Annotated in this window: 17 protein-coding genes and 3 pseudogenes; 11 read left to right on the top strand and 9 right to left on the bottom strand. The window is 62.0% G+C overall.

The genetic code is table 11. The features are described 5' to 3' along the window. Positions 1–102: 102 nt before the first annotated feature. Positions 103–753: an RloB family protein gene (locus JYK05_RS12950; protein WP_206467237.1), complete on the bottom strand. Its 651-nt coding sequence runs from the start codon at positions 751–753 to the stop codon at positions 103–105. Beyond that, on the bottom strand, positions 753–2084 hold the full coding sequence (locus JYK05_RS12955; RefSeq protein ID WP_175938609.1) for an ATP/GTP-binding protein: 1332 nt from the start codon (positions 2082–2084) through the stop codon (positions 753–755). Before JYK05_RS12955 ends, JYK05_RS12950 begins: the two co-directional genes overlap by 1 nt. Before the next feature lie 771 nt (positions 2085–2855). Here JYK05_RS12955 and JYK05_RS12960 point away from each other — a divergent pair. The 6 genes from JYK05_RS12960 to JYK05_RS12985 all read left to right on the top strand — a co-directional run bounded on the left by JYK05_RS12960 (position 2856) and on the right by JYK05_RS12985 (position 7583). Beyond that, positions 2856–3215 carry an acyl carrier protein gene (locus tag JYK05_RS12960; protein WP_241269808.1) on the top strand — a complete coding sequence of 120 codons (360 nt, stop codon included), beginning with the start codon at positions 2856–2858 and terminating at the stop codon, positions 3213–3215. Positions 3216–3223: 8 nt separating this feature from the next. Beyond that, positions 3224–4261, top strand: coding sequence for a ketoacyl-ACP synthase III (locus JYK05_RS12965; protein ID WP_175938610.1), 1038 nt, complete (start codon positions 3224–3226; stop codon positions 4259–4261). After that, complete coding sequence (locus JYK05_RS12970; protein ID WP_175938612.1) at positions 4258–5004, top strand: SDR family NAD(P)-dependent oxidoreductase; 747 nt, start codon at positions 4258–4260, stop codon at positions 5002–5004. Before JYK05_RS12965 ends, JYK05_RS12970 begins: the two co-directional genes overlap by 4 nt. Before the next feature lie 7 nt (positions 5005–5011). Continuing rightward, positions 5012–5641 (top strand): acetyltransferase, encoded by a 630-nt coding sequence (locus JYK05_RS12975; RefSeq protein WP_256443314.1) that lies wholly within the window; start codon positions 5012–5014, stop codon positions 5639–5641. Between the two features lie 143 nt (positions 5642–5784). Next, positions 5785–6957 carry a Rieske 2Fe-2S domain-containing protein gene (locus JYK05_RS12980; protein ID WP_206467239.1) on the top strand — a complete coding sequence of 391 codons (1173 nt, stop codon included), beginning with the start codon at positions 5785–5787 and terminating at the stop codon, positions 6955–6957. Further along, positions 6954–7583, top strand: coding sequence for a hypothetical protein (locus JYK05_RS12985; RefSeq protein ID WP_206467240.1), 630 nt, complete (start codon positions 6954–6956; stop codon positions 7581–7583). The genes JYK05_RS12980 and JYK05_RS12985 overlap by 4 nt, the downstream gene beginning before the upstream one ends. A gap of 111 nt (positions 7584–7694) precedes the next feature. Here the strand turns inward: JYK05_RS12985 and JYK05_RS12990 are convergent, their stop codons facing one another. Continuing rightward, complete coding sequence (locus tag JYK05_RS12990; protein ID WP_206467241.1) at positions 7695–8687, bottom strand: 3-oxoacyl-ACP synthase III family protein; 993 nt, start codon at positions 8685–8687, stop codon at positions 7695–7697. 65 nt (positions 8688–8752) lie between these two features. Then, a complete protein-coding gene (locus JYK05_RS12995) occupies positions 8753–9898 on the bottom strand; it encodes a DegT/DnrJ/EryC1/StrS aminotransferase family protein (RefSeq protein WP_206467242.1) in 1146 nt (381 codons plus the stop codon). A 345-nt stretch (positions 9899–10243) separates the two neighbouring features. Here JYK05_RS12995 and JYK05_RS26315 point away from each other — a divergent pair. Then, positions 10244–10573, top strand: a pseudogene (locus JYK05_RS26315) (glycosyltransferase family 2 protein); the annotation flags it as partial. A gap of 597 nt (positions 10574–11170) precedes the next feature. Next, positions 11171–13024: a tetratricopeptide repeat protein gene (locus JYK05_RS13000; RefSeq protein ID WP_241269911.1), complete on the top strand. Its 1854-nt coding sequence runs from the start codon at positions 11171–11173 to the stop codon at positions 13022–13024. A 94-nt stretch (positions 13025–13118) separates the two neighbouring features. On the opposite strand, the pseudogene JYK05_RS26660 reads toward JYK05_RS13000, so the two are convergent. Both JYK05_RS26660 and JYK05_RS26665 read right to left on the bottom strand, forming a co-directional pair. Then, positions 13119–13256 (bottom strand): annotated as a pseudogene (locus JYK05_RS26660) (transposase); the annotation flags it as partial. Between the two features lie 129 nt (positions 13257–13385). Continuing rightward, a complete protein-coding gene (locus JYK05_RS26665) occupies positions 13386–13487 on the bottom strand; it encodes a hypothetical protein (protein ID WP_371826424.1) in 102 nt (33 codons plus the stop codon). A gap of 375 nt (positions 13488–13862) precedes the next feature. On the opposite strand from JYK05_RS26665, the pseudogene JYK05_RS26670 reads away from it, so the two are divergent. Beyond that, positions 13863–13949 (top strand): annotated as a pseudogene (locus tag JYK05_RS26670) (histidine kinase dimerization/phospho-acceptor domain-containing protein); the annotation flags it as partial. 337 nt (positions 13950–14286) lie between these two features. Continuing rightward, entirely contained in the window at positions 14287–15369 is a 1083-nt protein-coding gene (locus JYK05_RS13010) for a diguanylate cyclase (RefSeq protein WP_206467244.1), read from the top strand. A 4-nt stretch (positions 15370–15373) separates the two neighbouring features. Here JYK05_RS13010 and JYK05_RS13015 read toward each other — a convergent pair whose 3' ends face one another. Genes JYK05_RS13015 through flhF form a run of 3 tightly spaced genes read right to left on the bottom strand, consistent with a single transcriptional unit; the run spans position 15374 to position 18805 of the window. Next, positions 15374–16105, bottom strand: a complete 732-nt coding sequence (locus JYK05_RS13015) for an RNA polymerase sigma factor FliA (RefSeq protein WP_175938629.1) — start codon at positions 16103–16105, stop codon at positions 15374–15376. A 20-nt stretch (positions 16106–16125) separates the two neighbouring features. After that, entirely contained in the window at positions 16126–17043 is a 918-nt protein-coding gene (locus JYK05_RS13020; RefSeq protein ID WP_206468291.1) for a MinD/ParA family protein, read from the bottom strand. Further along, positions 17036–18805, bottom strand: coding sequence for a flagellar biosynthesis protein FlhF (gene flhF / locus JYK05_RS13025; RefSeq protein WP_175938631.1), 1770 nt, complete (start codon positions 18803–18805; stop codon positions 17036–17038). Before flhF ends, JYK05_RS13020 begins: the two co-directional genes overlap by 8 nt. Before the next feature lie 309 nt (positions 18806–19114). Here flhF and JYK05_RS13030 point away from each other — a divergent pair, with 309 nt between their 5' ends. Further along, a complete protein-coding gene (locus JYK05_RS13030; RefSeq protein WP_206467245.1) occupies positions 19115–20809 on the top strand; it encodes a thiamine pyrophosphate-binding protein in 1695 nt (564 codons plus the stop codon). Positions 20810–21256 lie beyond the last annotated feature (447 nt).

Consider the following 21256-nt stretch of genomic DNA (forward strand, 5'->3'; position numbering starts at 1 on the left):
CCAAGCTTAATCTCCCGTCGCCACCCCCGCGTATAGGGTAAGGCGGAATCGTTCTCCGCAGGAACTAATGCAATTGGTGCAGCGCGCCCCATTGTCGTCGCTCTAGTCCGTGAGCAGCTTGTCTTGCTCTTCCGACAGATTGAAAAGCTCCTCGACTAGGCGATAAACCTTCGTGAGAGGATTCGACAAACCGAAATCATCGCCGGAGCCATCGAGTTTCCTGGCATGCTTCAAGGCAGTCTTAAGATCTTTTCGCGTAGCTTGGAAAATTCCGCGTTTGGCTTTTACGTAGTTGGCGAACCGTTCACTTTTTTTCAAATCATTGATGAGCTCGGTAGCTGTGAGGTAAGCCTTTGTCGAGAAGCCGTCGTGAAGCAAAAGCCAAAGCTCGAAACACGGGATAGAGTAAATTGCTTCTATGTTCAACGCAATCTTTCGTCCCTTGAAGCCTTTAAGGCGAGCGATCGCGTCGGGGAAGTGCTCATGCGTGTCTTTGTCAAACACACAGTAAACCGCGTCGAAATCTTCTTCCCGTTTTCTTTTTTCTGCATAACGCACAAGGTTTGCGGGGCAGGTCGATGTCGACGGTTCGACATCGACCTGTGCCGATGTTAGCTCTAGTGTTGCAATCATGTCGCGGAAATACAGTGGTTCTGTCCTGATACCTTCGCAAACAATCAAAACTCTCTTGAGCGCTACCTTCGATGCTTTTCGCCGTGCGAGCATTCCCGCCGATTTTGGTGTGCGGGCCATTAAGGCTCCATCGATTCGTTGATCTGTGCCAAGGCCTGCGCATGCGCAGCGCTCATTAGCTTTGCTTTTCGAACGACTGGAACGCCTCGGTAAGCTCCTCCAAGGTACTCCTCTTTCAGTCTGGAGAAGCCTTTCCTTACCTTGTAATCACTCAACGGAACGAGCCGGGTTGTCCGGTCCTTGCCTTTGTCAGCAAACCAAATCTGGTCGCGGCGCAGGAATGTGTGCGTTAGGATTGACGTGTCGTGAGTTGTAAAGATAAGCTGCGCATTTCCAGTGTTCATCTCGGGATCGACGAACAGGGAAACAACGAGCTTGAAAATTAACGGGTGCAAATTTTCGCTCAATTCGTCGACGACCAAAGTCTCGCCAAGCGCGAGAATCATGGCAAGCGGGGCCGCCAAAGAAAATAGCTTTCGAGTGCCGTCCGATTCGTCCTTGATGTCGAGCCCGACCTTAGATTTTCCTGCCCGGTGATAGGTCGTGATCTTGAATGCATCCTGAGTCTTTAGTGCTTGCTCATAAAAACTTCTCCGCTCGGGAAGGATGTCCTGCATGACCGCCGCTCTGGTGCTGTCTTCAGCCTCTTCGACCTTGAAGTCAACAATGTCTAAGTCCGCAGCTTGCATAAACGCCAGGATTGTGCGGCGAATCCGTGTGGCTTCCTTCTGCATAGAGATCTCTGCACTGAACGCACTCGGGAAGAAGCCGTGGTTCCAGACATTTAGTTTTCCCTTGAGCCACTCATATGCGGGCTTCAACTGCTCGCTATTGAGCTGAACAGCTGTAGACAGGAAAAGCGCGTTTTCACGCGTTGCTTCTGCCCATATGCTCTTCTTCCCCTTCAATTGATCTCCGAGATCCCAGTCAAACGTACCGCTCTCGGAATTTCGGGTCCGCGTGAACCATCGCTGTGCACGACCCTTTGGGTATGCAAATAGCCACTCCTCGTGTATAACCGACTTGGTTGCGGATAGACCGTACGTATATCTGACGCTATCTTCGGCAACGAATGTAACCTCAAATTCAGTAGGAGCGGACGCCGACGCAGAGTCAAACGCATATGGTTCAATCTCCTTCAGAACGTCGCCTTTTTGCTTGCTGGAAGATCGAATCACCAGCTCTTGCAAAGCGTCAATCGCTTTAATGATGGTCGACTTCCCAGACGCGTTTGCACCATAGATCGCAGCGACGCGGAGCAACGGTACCCCGGCAGCGCCTGGCGGTATGACGTGAGTTTCCAGATGCTCATCGCCGGTGCCCTTGACCATTGATAGAGTCGTCCGGTGCTTAATCGAGCGAAAGTTGGTCACGTTGAACTCAATCAACATAGGAATTTCCTTGCCAGTTTTGCAGCTTTTTGTCGAAAAGCTCGACATGAGCCCTATCATACCCCGCTTTCGGGGCCAACACATGTCGGATGTACCAAAGGTAACTGCTTGTTAACCGCGCGGTCGTCGACGATGCCACACTGGGTGCACGCAGACGGCTCCGATGCGAAGAGGATGACCGGCAACAATTCATGCTGTGGGCATGCTGTCATACAGCTGCCTGGCTGTAACCATATTTCTCGTTAATGCGGTGAGACTTGCTCGAACGGGTCCTACGACCAGAACAGTGAAGATACAGTTGGGGTGGACTTGGTCGGCCTTGAATGACCTTGTTTTGCCTTGGTTTTGCCAGTTTGCAAGTTGCGTAAGTCGGTGGTTTATAAATGAAATATCGCGCGCGGGTAAAGCTCCGAAGGCAGGGGTTGCTGGTTCGATCCCAGCCGGGCGCGCCAAAAAGATCGTCGGTGTTCAGTCAGTGCAGGTCCCTTCCACCGCACGCACCGCCGTCTTCCCGTCCCCACGTTTCCGCCGCTTCCCAGATCGCTGCACCTCAGCCCACTCGTGTCGTCGGGCTGTCTTCCCGTCCACCTCCCCGTATTGCCCTGATTTAGAGGGGGAATCGGCCTCTGTTGACCGAATTGGATGATCGGGTGCGTCGGTATAGTCCCATCATCTGCCGCCACTCCCGCTCGATGACGGGCGACGTGAGCACCATCCACGTCGTTCGACCGCTCCGACAGGACTTCCGGCAGCCAGGCTTGGCAGGCTGCGATGACAAACGCTCCCGACAATCCTGGTGCATGGTTCTGCGGCATCGACCGCCGCCGAGCCGCCCATTCTGAGCGAATCACCCTTCGCGCCTATGTCGCGATATTCAAGGAGTCATTGATGTCTTCCGTCACCACGCAACTCACGATCGAACAGTTCATCGAACAATTTCTGATTGCCGTCGATTTCCAGGACCCCGTCGAAGTCACGGCGGAAACGGAACTCCTCAGCCTGCCTGAGTGGGATTCCCTCGCGTCGCTCGGCGTCATCGTCATGTTCGACACCGACTTCGGCAAAACCATCTCCGGCGACGACATCAAGAAGTGCGTGACGCTGGCCGACCTGCACAAGCTGCTCGGATAACACACATCATGGGCCTTTCCACTCTGCACAACGTGCGCTTCGCAGGCATGGCGACCTGCGTGCCCAAGCGCGTCGTTGACAACATCGAAGACGCGCCGCCGCAGATCCGCTCGGAGCGCGAGCGGCTGGTGCGCAACATCGGCATCCGGCAACGCCGTCTGTGCCCCGAGTGGCAATGTTTCTCGGACCTCGCATTCGTCGCTGCGGAGAAGTTGCTGGCGGACCTCGAATGGTCACGCGATGAGATCGACGCACTGATCGTCGTCTCGCAGTCGCCTGACTACATCATTCCCGCCACGTCCATCATTCTGCAGGACCGTCTCGGCCTGCCGCACACGACCATCGCGTTCGATGTGAACCTGGGTTGCTCCGGCTATCCGTTCGGCATTCATCTGCTCGGCAGCATGATTGCGTCGGGCGCGATCAAGAAGGGGCTGCTGCTGGTCGGCGACCGCGCCGGTTCAATCAAGGATCCGATCTTCTCTGACGCCGGCACCGCGACCGCGCTGGAGTTCGACGCGAACGCCGCGCCGATGTTCTTCAACCTGAACAGCGATGGCAGCGGACACAAGGCGATCATGCTGCCCGTCGGCGGTCATCGCGAGCCTGTTACGACGCAACACACGCTTAAGTATCAGGACGAGAACGGCTTCATGCGTTCGCCGATGGATCTGATCCTCGACGGGACGGCTGTCCTCAGCTTCTCGACGCAGCGCGTGCCGCCCGCAGTCGACACGCTGCTGAACTACGCGAAGGCGGAGAAAGAGCAGATCGATTACTTCGTCTTCCATCAGGCGAACCGCATGATCAACGAGACGATCCGCAAGAAGCTCGGCCTCGCCGCGGAGAAAGTGCCGTCGACGCTGCATGACTTCGGCAACACGAGCGGCGCATCGCTGCCCGTGACGATGACCGCGCGGCTTCACGACACGCTCGACGACGCAAAGCATCGGCTGCTGCTGTGCGGATTCGGCATCGGGCTGTCATGGGGCGGCGCGATCGTCGACATCGAATCGGCCAAGTTCCCGGCGCTGATAGAGGCATGACCGTGCAAGATGCATTCTCACTCGGCGGCAAACGCATACTCGTGACGGGCGCTTCATCCGGCATCGGGCGGCAGATCGCCGTGCGCTGCGCGCAGGCTGGCGCAACGGTGATCGCGACTGGACGCGACGAGGCGCGCTTGCGTAGCCTCATCGACGAACTGGGCGGCGAAGGTCACGGCTATTTCACGTGCGACCTGGGCAACGACGATAGCATCAAGCAGTTGGCGCAAGACGTCGGCAAGTTCGACGGCATCGTGCACAGTGCGGGCATCGCTGCGCTGGCACCGTTGAGGCTTGCATCGCGCACGCACATCGAAGACCAGTTCCGCATCAACGCGTTGGGCCCGATCTTGCTGACGCAGCAGCTTCTTGTCCGCAACGCGGTGAACCGCGGTGGTTCGATCGTGTTCATCTCATCGATATCGGCACATATCGGCGTGGCGGGTGTCGGGGCATATGGCGGCAGCAAGGGCGCGCTCGAAAGTATGGCGCGCGTGTTGTCGATGGAAGTTGCCAAGCGAGCGATTCGCGTCAACTGTCTCGCGCCGGGCTCAGTGGAGACGCCCATGCTGCAGGCGGCGCGGCGCACGACGGACAGCATCGACGAAACGGCCGCCCGTTATCCGCTGGGATTGGGACTGCCGGATGACGTTGCCTATACCGCCATCTTTTTTCTTTCCAGCGCAAGCCGATGGATCACGGGCACCACGCTCGTGATGGACGGCGGGCACACGGTCGGGTAATTCAGCCATGCGTAAGAGGCTATTGATTATCGGCGGCGGCGGTTTGGGCCGCATCGTACACGACGTGCTGTCGAAAGACGCCTCGCTGCGCGACGAAATCGAGCTTGGCGGATTCCTCGACACGCGCGCAGACGTCGCTATACCGGAAGGCCTGGATTGCGCTGTCGTCGGCAATCCGCTCGACTACAAGGTTCAGGAAGGCGATCTGTTCATCCCGGCCGTCGGTGATCCTGTTTGGCGCAAGAAGCTCGTGGCGCCGTTGCAGGCGCAAGGCGCGGCGTTCTTCAGCTTCAAGAATGGCGCCTCCGTGGCAGCGCGCGTGCGGATCGGCGAAGGCACTTTCGTGACGCCAGGCGCGGTCGTTTCGACGGACTGCGTGATCGGTGCGTTCACCTATATCGATACCTACACGATCGTCGGACACGACGTCACGGTCGGCGAGCATTGCATGATCGGTGCAATGACGTTCATCGCGGGCGGCGTGAATATCGGCGAAGGCGTGACCGTCAATCCGCGCTCGACGATCGCGAAGGGCGTCACCATCGGCGCTGGAGCGACGATCGGCATCGGCTCCGTCGTCGTCAAAGACGTCCCGCCGGGCGTGACCGTTTTCGGCAACCCCGCACGGACGATCTGAACGTCTTCAAACGCGGCTCGACTTTTACGCCGCAGCCGATGCTGCGCGGCTGGATCGGCACGCGCTAGGTTCCGCGAAAGGCACGGGGCCGCCCGCAAGCGTGCGTCTTTGCATCGAACTCACCCCAGTGATGAATACTTGCCATGATCGAACCTGTCCTGCCACCCGCCTGCTATACGGACCAAGCGTGGTTCGATCGTGAGCAGAAAAAAATCTTCGGCGAACTTTGGCTGCTCGTCGGTCTCACGCAGCAACTGCAAGACGAGAACAGCTTCATCGCGCGTAACCTGGGCGGCGTGCCCGTGCTCGTACAGAGGGTCGACGGGAAGCTGCGCGCTTATCGCAACGCCTGCGCCCATCGTGGCATGCCCATTCAGCAGGCCGACTGCGGCAAACGCAAGCTAATCTGCCCGTATCACAGCTGGACCTATAACGGCGATGGAAGCCTGCGCGGCATCCCGAACGACAAGCTCTACCAGATCTGCAAAAGTCAACGAAGCGAACTGCGTTTGCAGACGTTCGCGCTGGAGGTGGTCGGCAACTTCGTGTTCGTCAATCTGAGCGCGGAACCAATACCGATCACCGAACAATACTCGAGCGACATGCTGCGTGTGCTCGAAGGCATCTCGGCGTACTTCGCGCCCGAAGTGTCGTACACGACGTTCAACGTCGATTACAACTGGAAGCTGAACTTCGAGAACATTCTCGACTGGAATCACGTTTCGTTTGTGCATAAGGACACCTTCGCGCCGCTGCTCGAATATTCGAGCGACGGTGCGCAGCATGGCGCGTCGACGATCACTTCTCCATTGTTCGGAGAAGGGCGTCCTCTTGCGGACGTCGAATTCTACTCGGGCGAAATACCGGCGCGTCCCGTCGAGCTCGCGGATCTTTCGCAGCTCAGGCGGTGCAGCTTGCCTTATGCGCCTCGCTGGTATTCCGGCTTGTTCGAGCGGGCGGCGGATCCAGGCGCGCTGGTCAACTGCCTGCTGTTTCCCAACGTGAATTTCGGCTCAATCCACGGCGAGCACTTTTTCTTGCAGCAGTATGTGCCCGTCGCGCCGGACAAGTTCGAGTACCACTCTTGGGTTTTCACGACACAGCTCAAGGACGGCACGCCGCCGCAGCCGCATCTGCTGTGGGGCATCCATCATGCGGAAAAACGGGTCGTCGATGAAGACGTGGTTTTGCTGAATACGCTGCAGAAGTCGCTGAAGTCGGATTCGCGCATCAACGTGCTGGGCGATCACGAGGCGCCGCTCGCGGCGATGGGGACGTGGTACATGCAACATCTGAATGAAGAAGGTACGCCATGAAGTCTCTGCTGATCGCGGGTCCCGACGATTCTCTGCGCGACGTTTACGCTATTGCATTGCAGGCGCATCCACAACGCAATGTGTCGATGCTGCACATTCCGTCGAAGGACTACTACGTCTTCGATCTGCGCGAACTCCAACGCTTCTCGCCAGAGGAGTGGGACATCGCCATCGCTGTCAACGAGTTCTATATAAACGATGTGAGACGCGCGCTCCACGAGGCGACAGCCGCGCTCGGCTATCGCGCGGTCTCGCTTGTTTCGCCCCGTGCGCAGATAGCCTCGGACGCAGTCATTGGTGAAAACACGATCATTCACGCGGGCGCTTTCGTCGGTGCCGGCAGCAAAATCGGCCATCACTGCGTGCTGCGTCCGAACGTCGTGGTGACGGAAGAAGTCACGGTCGGCGACTATGTGACGCTCGAAGCCAATGTCTCAGTCCGTGAACGGGCGATCATAGGCGACTTCGTCACCCTCTGCGCGAACAGCAGTCTTGCACGGGCGTCTGTGATCGGCGCGCATTCATACCTGAACATCCCGCGGCAGTATGCGGGCAGCATTGCCCCCAACACCTTCATCTCGCCGCAATTCGAGAATCCAGTGCGCGTGCTGCCCAGTCACGCGTGAGGACGTAAGCTGAAGCAGAAGGCGTACGCTTTTCCCAATACAAAAAGGCACGACTTACGCAGTCGTGCCTTTTTGTTATGTTGGCGTCACCTGGGTGACGCCGCTTTGGCATTACGCCGGAGACTGGCCTGCGTACTCGAATAGCGCAACGCCCCAGGACAACCCGACGCCGAACCCGACCGTCATCACGATATCGCCGGGCTCGAGCAATGCCATCTGTTCCGCGAGCAGAATAGGCACGGAGGCCGAGACGGTATTGCCCATATACGCGCAATTGTTCGGAACCTGCTCGTCACTGAGCCGAAGCTTCTTGGCCAACTGCGATGTCACGAAGTCGTTCGCCTGATGGAACACGAACTTCCTGATCTGACTGATGCTCAACCCGGTATCGCTCAACGCCGTTTCGACCGCTTTCGGGACTTCGCGCAGTGCGAAATTGAAGATCGCTGTGCCATCCATGTAGATGCCGGGCGCGTGCTCGCTCGGTCGAATAGCGGACCCCTGAGCGACGAACGCATCGTATCCCGAGCCGTCTGCGAAGGTGCGGCAGTACAAGAAGCGCAATCCTTGCGGACGCGTCGAGAATTCGCATGCCGTCGCGGCATCGCCGAACAGCACGCGTGTCGTGATGTCGTCGCGCCGAAGCAGACGCGAGTACGTATCGGCGTTGATGAGCACCGCGCTCTTCTCTGTCGGGAACGACCGCTGCAACGCAACGACCGTCTGTGTTCCCAGCACGAAGCCGGAGCAGCCCTGGTTGATGTCCATGACGAGGCAATCGTTTGCCAGCTTTGCCATACCGTGGACGCGCGAGGACACGCCCGGAATCAGATGATCGGGCGTTTGCGTGCAGACGATCAACGCGCTGACGCCTGTCGCGGGACTCGCTGCGAGCAGCTGTTGCGCGGCCGCGAATGCGAGGTCGCTCGTATATTGATCGGGACCTGCGACAGGCCGGCTGTGCACGCCTGTTTTTCGCACGATGCGCTCGTAATTCGCATCGGCAATGCCCAACGTCGAAGCGTCGTTTTGCTCGATTCGCTCGCCCTGAACGACTACGATCGAATTCAGGTAGACGTCGGGCATGGACAGCACATTTGACATAGAAGATACCTTGATAAATGGCGCACGGACCCTGTGCAACGGCAGCGCGCTAACGCTATGGCCGCTTACGCGTGCGCCAGTTCGCTGGCGCGATCACGCACCGTCGCTGCCGCCAACACCAGTTCGATGATCCTGTCCTGCGTGTCGCTGTCGAGTGCCGGGAAGATGGGCAGGCACAGCACTTCGCGGGAGATAGCCGTCGCCACGGGCAGATTCGCCGATCCCGCCGACGGCAGTCCGCGGTAGCTCGGAAACTCGCTGATGAGGGGATAGAAATACCGCCGGGCGAGGATGTCTTCCGCACGCAGCGCATCGTAAAGCGCGTCGCGCGTGATGGGGAAGTCTGCCGTCACGCGCACCGGGAAGTACGAATGGTTGCGCGTGCTGTCGATGGGCGCGACAGGCAGCAGCAGTCCCTTCACGCCTGAGAGCGCCGCCTCGTAGCGCGCCGCAATCCGCGCGCGCGCGACAGAAATCCTGTCCATATGCTGCAACTGCAAGAGCCCGAAGGCCGCCTGCAGTTCGTTCATTTTCGCGTTGATGCCGGGTTTTACGACGGTGACTTCATCGGCGAAACCGAAGTTCTTCAGATGGTCGATGTGGCGCTTCGTCTTGGCGTCGTGGCAGATGATCGCGCCGCCTTCGAACGTGTTGAAGATCTTCGTGCCGTGAAAACTGAGCACCGACATGTCGCCGAACTTCAGCACGGACTCGCCCGAGCGGCGCACGCCGAACGCATGAGCCGCGTCGTAGAGCACGCGCAGGCCATACGTGTCGGCGATCCGTTCGATCTCTTCCACGTCGCACGGGTTGCCGTAGACGTGAACGGGCAGGATAGCCGTGGTTTGCGGCGTAATGGCCGCTTCGATCTTGCGCGGATCGAGGTTCATCGTCACGGGGTCGATGTCGGCGAAGACGGGCTTGATGCCGTTCCAGTGCAACGCGTGCGTCGTCGCGACAAAGCTGAACGGCGTCGTGATGACTTCGCCCGTCACTTTCATCGCCTGCAACGCGGTGATGAGCGCGAGGGTGCCGTTTGAGAACAGCGACAGATACTCGACACCCAGGTATTCGCAAAGCGCCGCTTCGAGCTGCGTGTGAAAGGGGCCGCCATTGGTCACCTGCTTGCTGTCCCAGATTTGCTGCAGATACGGAAGAAACTCCTCGAGGGGAGGCAGGTAGGGCTGAGTGACCGGAACGAGTGTTTGCATGGCAGACGCGAATGAGCGGAATGCGCAATGGGCGCACGTCCAATGAAACGAGAATAGCGTCGGCCATGGCAATCCGATCGATTGATCAAGCGGGCCAAACGCTGCTATTTCAAGGGATGGTTCGCTCGCGCGGGCGCGCGAGGATGAGCAAGCGAAATTCAGCGCGACATCGGGCGCGACATCAGTTGCGAATAAGGACGAAAACGCCTCGCTGTTCCGTGGATGGCGTCGAATGACTGCTCGCTATTCTGTATGCAAGCCGTCGTGCCATGAATGCCCGGGCGCGGCCATGCAACTTCAGGCTGCCGATGTGCGCCCTCTTTCTCGAACAGGACCCGCTTTTCCATGACCACCGTCAGCATCCTCATTCCCGCGTTCAAGCCGGACTATCTTGCGAAGGCAATCGCGAGCGCGCAGGCACAGAGCTTCGCGGACATCGAAATCCTGGTCGGCGACGACACGGCGGACGGTCGCTTGCGCCCCATCGTCGAGAGCTTCGACGATCCGCGCATTCGCTATTTCCATCATGCCAGCGGGGACGCGCGTCGCAATTCGTTTCTGCTGTTCGAACAGGCGCGCGGCGAGTACATCAAGTGGCTTTACGACGACGACCTGCTCATGCCGCGCTCCGTGGAAGCGTTGGTCGACGCGCTGCGCCGGCATCCCGGTTCGGCCATCGCCGTTCATGAGCGCGTCTTGATCGACGCCGACGACAACGTCCTGCACACGCCGCCGCCCCTCGTTCCGGCCGGCCAGATTGCGTTGGTCCAACGTCCGGCACTCGTCGAGCACATGGTCGCGCTGGCGAACAACTTCATCGGCGAGCCTAGCAACATCATGATGGTGCGCGATGCCGTCGACATGTCGACGGTCATGTTGTACCGCGACTGGGACATCACGTTCCTCAACGACGTCAGCATGTATCTGAACCTCGCGGAAAAGGGACCGCTCGTGCTGCTGGGCGGCTATCTGAGCTGTTTCCGCCGGCACGGTACGCAGAATTCGGGTGTCGCGAGTCCCATTCTCGTTGCGGGCTACTACGAATGGGAAGTGATGGTGCGCGGCGAGGCGGCTGCGGGTCAGATGTCCGCGGAAGCGTTGATGCGCGCAAAAGCGCAACTGACTCGCTTGTACACGCATGGCATAGACACGCTCGGCATGGTCGAATTGCAGCCATTGCGTGACAACCTCGACGAGCTGGTCAAACAGCCGACTGCGGGACTCTATGCGTCTCCGCGCTTTCGCGCCGACGCGGCACTGGCGAACGAAAAGATGCACGCGCGCGCGGCGGCCCGTCGGCGGACGCCGGAAGCCAATGTGGCCGCTGCCGCGAAGCCCGCGACGACGAATCCCGCTGTCGAAGCGCTGCTCGCGCGCGCCGTCGAATGCCATCAGGCCGATCGGCTCGACGAAGCGGAGACGCTGTATCGCGAGATCCTCGCGACAGATCCGAACCACCCCGAAGCGCTGCATCTGCTGGGCCTCGTTGCTCACGCCTTCGGCCAATACGCGACAGCCTCCGAGCTGATCATGGCCGCCATCGCGGTTCGACCGGCGGCCGGGTTCTATTACAACCTCGGCAACGTCATGCAGGCGGACAACCGGCCCGCTGCTGCCGTCGAGTGCTTCCGCCAGGCGATCGCGCAGCAGCCCGACTATATCGACGCGTACAACAACCTCGGGATTGCGCAGCGCGCGATGCACGACCTGAGCGGCGCTGTCGATTCGTTCGTCAAGGTCGTGTCGCTGAAACCTGATCACGCGCAAGCCTATAACAGCCTTGCCACGACAATGATGGAGCTCGACGAACTGGATGCCGCCATCGAGTCGTACAGCACGGCCATTGCGTTGCGTCCGGAGTTGCCGGCGCCGCGCAGCAACCGGTTGTTCGCGTCGAATTACTACAGCGAAGTGACGCCCGCCGCGTACCTGGAGGAAGCCAAAGGTTTCGACGAAGCCATCACGCAGGGCGTGACGCCGTACCGTGACTGGCTCGTCGAAGCGACGCCGGCGACGGGCCGAGCGTTGCGCGTCGGCATTGTGTCGGGCGATCTGAAGGAGCACGCCGTCGGCTACCTGCTCGAAAGCGTCGTGAATCATGTCGATGCAGCGCGAGTGGAGTTGCACGCGTATGCGACGCGCGATGTCGAAGATGCGCTGACGCTGCGCAGCCGGCCGCACTTTGCGACGTGGACGAGCCTCGCCGGTATGACGGACGATGCCGCCGCCGCGCGCATCCGCGACGATCGCATCGACGTGCTGATCGATGCATCGGGTCATACGCAGTTCAACCGCCTGCCCGTGTTTGCGCGCAAGCCCGCGCCCGTGCAGGTCAGCTGGCCCGGTTACTTCGCAAGTACGGGTGTGCGCGCGATCGACTACATGCTCGGCGACCGTTACGTGTTGCCGGAGAGCGAGGCTCACCACTTCACCGAGCGCGCGTGGCGGATGCCTGACAGCTATTTGTGCTTCACGCCGCCTGCCGAGCAGTCGGACGCGGGCCACCTGCCGATGCTCGACAACGGACATGTGACGTTCGGCTATTTCGGCAAGCTCGCCAAGATTTCGGATCAGACAGTGACGCTGTGGTCGCGCGTGCTGCATGCCGTCGCGCATTCGCGTCTGTTCATCAAGGCGCAGAATCTCGATCTGGATCACGCCCGCGAGTCGATCGTCGCGCGTTTCGCTGCACACGGCGTCGATGCATCGCGTCTGATCCTGGAGGACCGTTCGCCGCGTGCCGAGTATCTGGCCGCGTATCGTCGGGTGGACATCGCGTTGAGCCCGTTCTCGTATCCGGGCCGCACGACGACGGCGGACGGCCTGTTCATGGGCGTGCCTGTCCTGTGCCTGCGCGGCGAGCGGTTTCTGTCGCACATCGGCGAAAGCATGCTGCATGCGGCCGGTCTGTCCAACTGGATCGCACAAAGCGAAGACGACTATGTCGCCAAAGCCACGCAGTTCGCCGCCGATGCGTCGCAACTGCAAGCGCTCCGCAGCGGCCTGCGCGCGCAACTCGTCGCTTCGCCGCTGTGCGACGCTCCCCGCTTCGCGAAGCATCTGGAAGACGCGCTGCATGGCATGTGGGCGGCACACGTCGCGGCCACCGAAGCTGTGGCGGGGTAGGCAGCCGGGCGCGAAGGCGTCGTGGATCATGCACGATGTTCTGCACACCGCGCGGCTTCAGGTCATTGACCGCGCGTGGCCAGAACTTCGCGCTTTCGGTTTGTTTCACCCAGAGCCTCGGCCCGCCACGCGGGCCGTCGCGGCCCACGCCCAGCGCTACGTAGATCGCCTTGTTGCGGACTACGCCTTCGTCGCGGATCTTGTCCCGCAGCGCGAGGAACGCCCACGGGATACATCGGCTCGGGCGGTCTCTGTTGACCGTCGCGCACCTCGTCGATCGCCCTGCCGGTTACCGTGCTGACGAAGTCCGCAGTTACTTCGATGCCGTGCATCGCCAGCAGGAAATCGCGGATCTCCCGCGCTACGTGGCGATGATCTTGCCGTCGAAGCCGCCAAAGCGTGGCTCGCCCTTTGCAATGAGCACCGGATGGAAGTTCCCTTCGCGGTCGCGCGGAATCTCGATGTCGAGAAAGTCGTCGTCTGTCGTGAAGCGCTCGTGGCTCGTGCTGTCGAGGTGCGCGCCGTCTTCGCGTAGCCCGTCTCGTAGCCGAGGTGCGCGTCTGCTCGCCGCCTAGCGCGCGCTCGGAAATCGTCTTCATTTGCGCGGCCAGTTGCTCTCTCATTCGCGCGGTCAAGCGTTGCGGCCACCAGTCGCTGGATCAACTCGGGGTCGGGGCTCAGTCCTTCGCCCGATTCGCTCGTTGTTTCTTTCTAACGTTTGCGTGGCATAACAAGGCTCCTTGGCCGTCAGTTCATGCCTCAAAGAATCGCCGCGTCGAAATAACGGCTGTGCCGCTTCCGACGAACTGGGTGGTGAAGCCTCGTGGATGACGGCATGGACGAATTCCTTGCCATGCTCGCGCATGAGTTGCGCAATCCGCTCGCGCCGCTGCGCACCACACACGAGGTTTCGGTTAGGCTCCACGGCGCTGGCTTCCGCGTGGGCTCCAAGCAACTCGGACGCGCCCGATCAATACCTTCGCCCAATTGGCTCGTTTCGTTTCAGCCACCGGCTGCATCGGCCATGCTGATTCACCGCTGCTCGGCGTACACGAAGGCCCTTGATTGCAGGCTCTACAACGGCATAGTGAAAGACAAAGGTTTGCTGGTTCGATCCCAGCCGGGCGCGGCAAGTCTCACATCTGTCGCTTCGTCGTCATCCCCACGAAGCTCAAGCAACGCAACGCTTTGCCGTTAACCCTACGGCCGACCGCGCCCATGACAAACGCGCCGAACGAACAAGAAAAAATCGAGGGGTTCACATGCAGCAGGCCCACCACCCGCCACGCTGGCCTCATGCGTTTGCATGGGCGGCGCTTCGGCATCCCGAACGCGAGCAAGCCACGCTGCGCGTCGTGCTCGGCGCCGCGGTGCTGCTTGCCTATACTTGCTACGCGTGGCTTAACCCTTCGCGCGATGCGTCGCTGGTCGCGCAAATCGTCGGGCTCTATGTGGTGTACGGCGCGGTCACGCTGCTGATCGTCAGCCGGATGGCGTCGCCATCGAAGAAGCGGCTCGTGGTCACGACCATCGCCGATCAGGCGCTCGTCGGCGCCGCGCTCGCCGCAGGCGGCGAAACCGCGCTGCCGCTCTTGTGGGTGGTCTTCTGGTTTCTGATCGGCTCGGGCTGCCGTTACGGCAAGCGCACGCTCGCCGTTTCCTGCGCCACCGCGATGACCGTGATCGGCGCGCTCGCGCTCTGGCAGCCGTGGTGGAACGCTAACCTGTCCGCCTCGCTCGGGCTCGCGTTGAGCGTGCTGGCGGCATCGGTGTATCTGACCGTGCTCGTCGATCGTCTCGGCAACGCCAATCGCGATCTCGCGCGTCAGGCATCGACCGATCCGCTCACGGGTCTCGCGAACCGCTACGCGCTGGAACACATCGTCAATCGCACGATGTCCGACGCCACGCAGGACACCGTTCTGCTTCTGATCGACCTCGACGGCTTCAAGGAAGTCAACGATACCTACGGTCACGCAGTCGGCGACCTGCTATTGCAGCAGTTCGCCAACGTGCTCGCCCGCCGCATGTCTAATAGCGACACCGTGGCGCGCCTGGGCGGCGACGAGTTCGTGGTGCTCGCGCTTCAGGCGCAGAGCCGCACGGCCGTCCTCGCGATCACCGAGGGCATTCACACGGCGCTCGCTTCGATCACGTCGGTGGATGGCCGGCCGGTTTCGGTCTCGGCGAGCATCGGCGCGTGCATGCTGTCGAGCGCCGCCGACGCTCGCCACGCCGACATCCACGCCGTGCTGCGCGCCGCCGACCGCGCGATGTATCGCGCGAAAAGTCTCGGCATCGGCAAAACGGTGTTCGCCGAAGCGCGAGACTTCGAAGCCGGCTAGCGCATTACGCCTCGACGCTCGTCCACGACTGCTCGCGCAGCTTCGCGCGCAAACGGGCGACCGCCTGGCTGTGCAGCTGACACACGCGCGATTCGCTCACTTCCATCACCGCGCCGATTTCGCGCAGGTTCAGGCCGCGTTCGTAGTAGAGGCTCATCAGCAGCTTTTCGCGTTCCGGCAGCTTGTCGATGGCTTCGATCAACGCGCCGCGCAGGCTGTCGTCGAGCAGCGCGGACAGCGGGTCCGAACGATCGACGCAATAACGGTCGAGGAACGGCTCGTCGTCGGCGGAGCGATCGAAGTCTTCGTAGTAGATCAGCTGGCTGCCGTGCAGGTCTTGCAGCATCGACTGATATTCGTCGAGCGGCATCTTCATGTGCTCGGCGATTTCCACTTCGCTCGCGGCGCGGCCGAGGTTCTGCTCGACCTTGTGCACCGCCGATTCCACTTCGCGCGACGTCTTGCGCATGCTGCGCGGCAGCCAGTCGTTCGCACGCAGCTCGTCGAGCATGGCGCCGCGAATGCGCTGGCTCGCGTAGGTTTCGAACTGCGCGCCCTGATCTTCCTTGTAGCGGCTCGCCGCATCCAGAAGACCGATCATGCCGGCCTGAATCAGGTCGTCGAGATCGACGCTCGCCGGCATTTTGGCGACGAGCTGAAGTCCGAGCCGACGAACGAGCGGCGCATATTTAGTCAGGACGTCCGACTGAGAGAGTTTGCCTTGGGCGTTGTACATCTGAGTCACCTTAATCTTGATCACATCGACGCCGTACTGGTCAATGCATGACTGGAAAACATCGACGCCATGCGCCCCGTCTCCCGTCCGCCCTTGTCAGCCTCGCCAACCGAAAACCGCGCGTCATTCCGGACCTGCGTCTCGCGCTCAGACGGCGCGGGCCGCATCGGCCAATGCAGAAGCTCCGCCGCGATCTGCCGGTAGTCGCGCGCCGCGGCTGTCGCCGGGAACGCTTCCACCACGCAGCGCGAGAGCTCCTTCGCCCGAGTGACGCGCGCATCCTCGGACACATACCCTGCCTGCACGAGCGACACGGCCAGATACCGGCTCGCGACGCCCGACAGGTTGGCGAACGCGACCGCCGCGTCGGCCGGGTTCTGCACGTGATTCACGAGCACGCGGAACTGGCCGATCGCATGGGCGTAGTGCAGACGCTTGATGCACGCGTACGCCTCGGTGATCGCGGACGCGGCCACCCGCGTCACGATGAGAAAGTCATGCGCCTGCGCCGCGAGCGACGAGAGCGCGCCGTATCGATCGAGCTGCGCGTCGATCAGAACGATGTCCGCCTGACCGTCGAGCAGCGCGCGGCACTGCGCGGCGTCGTGGCTGATGCGTTCGTCGCGTGGCGCGGCGAGCAGCGAGAAGCCGAACGGCGTGCGCGTCACCGCGTCCTGAAGCGCTTCGCGGCCGGACATCACCGCGGCGAGCGCTCCTGCGCCCGACGTTCCGGCGAGGCGCGCAGCGGATGCCGCGTTCGCCCGCTCGTCGATCACGAGCACGTCCTTGCCATGCACGGACAGCGCCGCGCCCAGATTCACGACCGCCGACGTGCAGCCGATGCCCGCCGGCCCGCCCGCCACCGCGACCACGCGCGTACCGCCACGCGTGAGGAGCCTTCTCAGACCTTCGGCCTGGTCGAGCACGAACTTATCCAAAGCGGACCTCATGCAGTTCGGTGGTGGCGCGCGCGGACAATGCGGAGAGCAGTGCCGGCACCTCGTCGTCCTGCGGCACGAAGGGCGAGCCTTCGCGCGGAATGCAGAACGCGCTCTTGATCAGAAAACGCTTGGTCGCGACGTACAGGTTCTCCGGCACCTTCTGCCCGGTCGAGACGTAATGCACCGGCAGCTTGTAGCGGATGACGGTATCGAGCACGCCGCCGAGATTGGTCGCTTCGTCGAGCTTGGTCAGGATGCAGCCCGCGAGCGGCGGCTGGTCGGCCGCGCTCTTGTAGGCCTGCACCACTTCGTTGAGCGTGTCGCCGTGGCTCGTCGCGTTGAGCAGCAACAGGCGCTGCACCGGATGACCCGCGCCGCAGAGCATCGAAATCTGGTCGGACACCATGCGATCGCGCTGGCTCATGCCGATGGTGTCGATCAGCACGATGTGCTTGTTGCGCAGTTCAGAGAGCGCGAGTTGCAGGTCCGCGGCGTCTTTCACCGCGTGGACCGAGACGCCCAGAATCTTGCCGAAGATGCGCAGTTGCTCGTGCGCGCCGATGCGGTAGCTGTCGGTCGTGAGCAGCGCGACCTTGCTCGCGCCGAAGCGCATCACGCAGCGCGCGGCGAGCTTGGCCGTGGTCGTGGTCTTGCCGACGCCCGTCGGGCCCATCAGCGCGAACACGCCGCCGCGTTCCATCAGCGCGTCTTCGCTCGCCATCACCGGCAGGTTCGATTCGAGCACCTGCTGCACCCATTCCATCGCGTGCTCGGCGCTTTCCATCTCGGGCATGTTGTCCACGACCATGCGCACGAGCTGCGCGGAGAAACCGGCCGCGAACAGGCGCTTGGTCAGGCCGGCATTGCCCGGGCTGCGGCGCTGGCGCTCGCCCCACAGGAGACCGGAGAAGTGCTCTTCCATCATCTCGCGCATCGACGAGAGCTCGTGCATCACCGTTTCGTTGACGACTTGCTCCATGCGCGCGCGAATCGCGTCGGTCACGACGGCGGCCGCGTTCGCGGGCAGACCTTCGAGCGCGCTGTCGGGCGAGGCTTCCGCTTGCGGCGCGCCCGCGTTGATCTTGTGGGCGGCGCGGCGCGCGGCGACTTGCGCGGCTTCGCGCGCCCAGTCGGGCGTGTCGATCTTCGGCTGCGCGGACTCGCGCAGCGCGTAGTTGCTCGGCTCGGGCTTGTCGGCGCGCTTCTCGGCACGCTGGTCGGCGGCTTTCGGCGCGGATGCCTTCGGCGGCACCGGCACGCCGAGACCTCGCGCGATCGCAGCGGATGCCGAAAGCGGACGATTCGACGGCGTTGCGGCCTGCTCGGCGATGCGTCGCGCGTGCTCGATCAGCCACGGGTTCGACTCGGCCATCGTGCGCGGTGCTTCGTCGGCAAAGGCGTCGCGCGGGGCGTCGTGGTGATCGAGGTCATCTGCATGGACTTCCGGATTCGCGCCGAAAACCGACGAGAACACGTCGCCGCTCGCGTACGGATTCGCGGCGGCCGGTTGCTTCGCGGCCACGGCGGCTGCGGCTTGCGCGAGCGCGGAGCGCGGCGTGGCGCTCGGGAATGCGGCCGGCGCCTGTTCGTGCGCGGCCGGCGAAATGGATGCGATGTCGCGATCCGCCACGCCCACGATCTCGACCGAACCGTCGTCCAGCGTGCGATTCGACAACACGACGGCATCGGGGCCGAGCGCTTCACGAACCTGGCGCAGAGCGTCGCGGCTGTTCGCGCCAATGAATTTACGAATGTTCAAACTTGCCCCCGATGAGGTATGAGACTGCGATCTTTGCGAGGCGGGCGCTGCCGGATGTTTTGGGGCGCCCGCTTTTCAGTGAAGCCATTATTGCGAAGATGCCCTTCGGCCTATCGCGGGATAAAGGGTGGGAAACAGGGGTATTTCGACTGATGGACGACGCCCGGACGATCCCGCGGCGCCGAGCCGGGAAAAGATTCCGCTTGTATTCCGCTTGTTAGCGGACAACGGGCCGCGCGGCGGCGTAAGCTCTAGGGCTCAACGCGCAATGCCCGGCTTCGGCCGGAACACAACAGGAGACTTGACCGCATGACCTCCGACGCTTCCTCCGCTCTTTCCCGTCAGACCACCGGCGCGCGTCTTGTCGTGGATGCGCTCGTGCACCACGGCGTCGAGCGCGTCTTTTGCGTGCCGGGCGAGAGCTTTCTCGCCGTCCTCGATTCACTGCACGACGAGACCGCGCAGATCCAGACCATCGTCTGCCGCCACGAGGCGGGCGCGGCGAACATGGCCGAAGCCGTCGGCAAGCTGACCGGGCGGCCGGGCGTCGCCATCGTGACGCGCGGGCCGGGCGCGACGCACGCGTCTATCGGCGTGCACACCGCGTATCAGGACTCGACGCCGATGATCCTGCTCATCGGCCAATGCGCGCGCGACCATATGGATCGCGAGGCGTTTCAGGAAATCGACTATCGCCGCATGTTCGGGCAAATGGCGAAGTGGGTCGCGCAGATCGACGATCCGCGCCGCGTGCCGGAATACATGAGTCACGCGTTTCATGTGGCGATGGCGGGGCGGCCCGGGCCGGTCGTGCTCGCGCTGCCCGAGGACATGCTCACCGAAGCGTGCGAAGCCGTGCCGCCCGCGCCGCATTACCAGCGCGTCGCGGCGTCGCCCGCGCCCGCGCAGATGGAGCGGCTACGCGATCTGCTGGCGAATGCGAAGAAGCCGTTCGTGATTGCGGGCGGCAGCGGCTGGACCGAAGCGGCGACGCAGGATTTCGCCCGCTTCATCGAGCGATGGCAACTGCCGGCGGGCTGCGCGTTCCGCTTCCAGGACACGCTGAACAACGAGCATCCGAACTACGCGGGCGATGTCGGCCTTGGCATCAATCCGGCGCTGGCCGCCCGCGTGCGCGACGCCGACGTGCTCTTCGTGCTCGGCCCGCGCATGGGCGAATCGACGACGGGCGGCTACACGCTGCTCGACATCCCGAAGACGAAGCAGACGCTCATCCACGTTCATCAGGGCGCGGAGGAACTGGGGCGCGTGTATAGCGCGGATCTGCCGATCGTTTCGGGGATGCCGGAGATTGCGTCGCTGCTGGCTTCATTGGAACCGCCTGCCGAGATTACCTGGGCCGGAAGCGCCGACGCCGCGCACGCCGCGTATGTCGACTGGCGCAAGCCGCGCCCGATGCTCGGCGACGTACAGCTCGGCGAAATCATGCGCACGCTCTCGGAGCGCTTGCCCGCCGACGCGATTCTCACGAACGGCGCGGGCAATTACGCGACGTGGTTGCATCGGCATTACGCGTACCGGCACTTCCGCTCGCAGGTCGCTCCGACGAGCGGCGCGATGGGCTACGGCGTGCCGGCTGCAATCGCGGCGAAGTCGCTGTATCCGGAGCGCACGGTGATTGCCTTTGCGGGCGACGGCTGCTTCATGATGGCGAGCCATGAAATCGCGACGGCCATGCAGTATGGACTGGCGGTAATTTTCGTGGTGGTGAACAACGCGCAGTACGGCACGATCCGCATGCATCAGGAGCGGCATTATCCGCATCGCGTGCATGGTACCGGGCTGACGAACCCGGATTTTGTCGCGTATGCGCGGGCGTTTGGGGCGCACGGGGAGCGTGTCGAGGCGACTGAGCAGTTCATGCCGGCGTTCGAGCGCGCGGTGAGTTCGGGGCTGCCGGCGGTTATCGAGATTCGTATTCCGCAGGATCAGAGCACGCCCGGGGCGACGTTGGAGCAGGTGCGGGAGCAGGGGAGGAAGTGAGATCGCCTTCTTGGCTGCCCCAAGCGTCGGGCATTGCACCGGCTCTTGGGGAAGAGTCGAGGTAAGACGGCTGATGATACTTCTAAAGCTAATACGGAAGGCGGACCTCCCGCAGGCGAAGACGATTCTTTTCTGGGAACTAAATTGAAGCGCGCGCTTCTTTATGCCGGACTGTTGGTCTTTGGCGCGCTCGTCGCCGGTATAACCAGCTTGTATCTCGTGCTGCCGGATTCGAACACACCCTGCGGCGATGAGTGCGGTGGTCGAGCGTTGGCGACGGCACTTGAAAGCGCGGTAGGCAGTGCGCTCGTATTCTTGTTCGCCGGCGTTTGCCTGATGCGCCGTCGGCGACGCGATCGAATCCAGGACGGCAATTCGCGCTATCTATGGCAAACGGCCCGCCGCGCTTGCGCGCGCCGGGCCGTCCAAGTGAAGCCTGAGCTACTT

The organism is Caballeronia sp. M1242, from assembly GCF_017220215.1.
Taxonomy (GTDB): Bacteria; Pseudomonadota; Gammaproteobacteria; order Burkholderiales; family Burkholderiaceae; genus Caballeronia.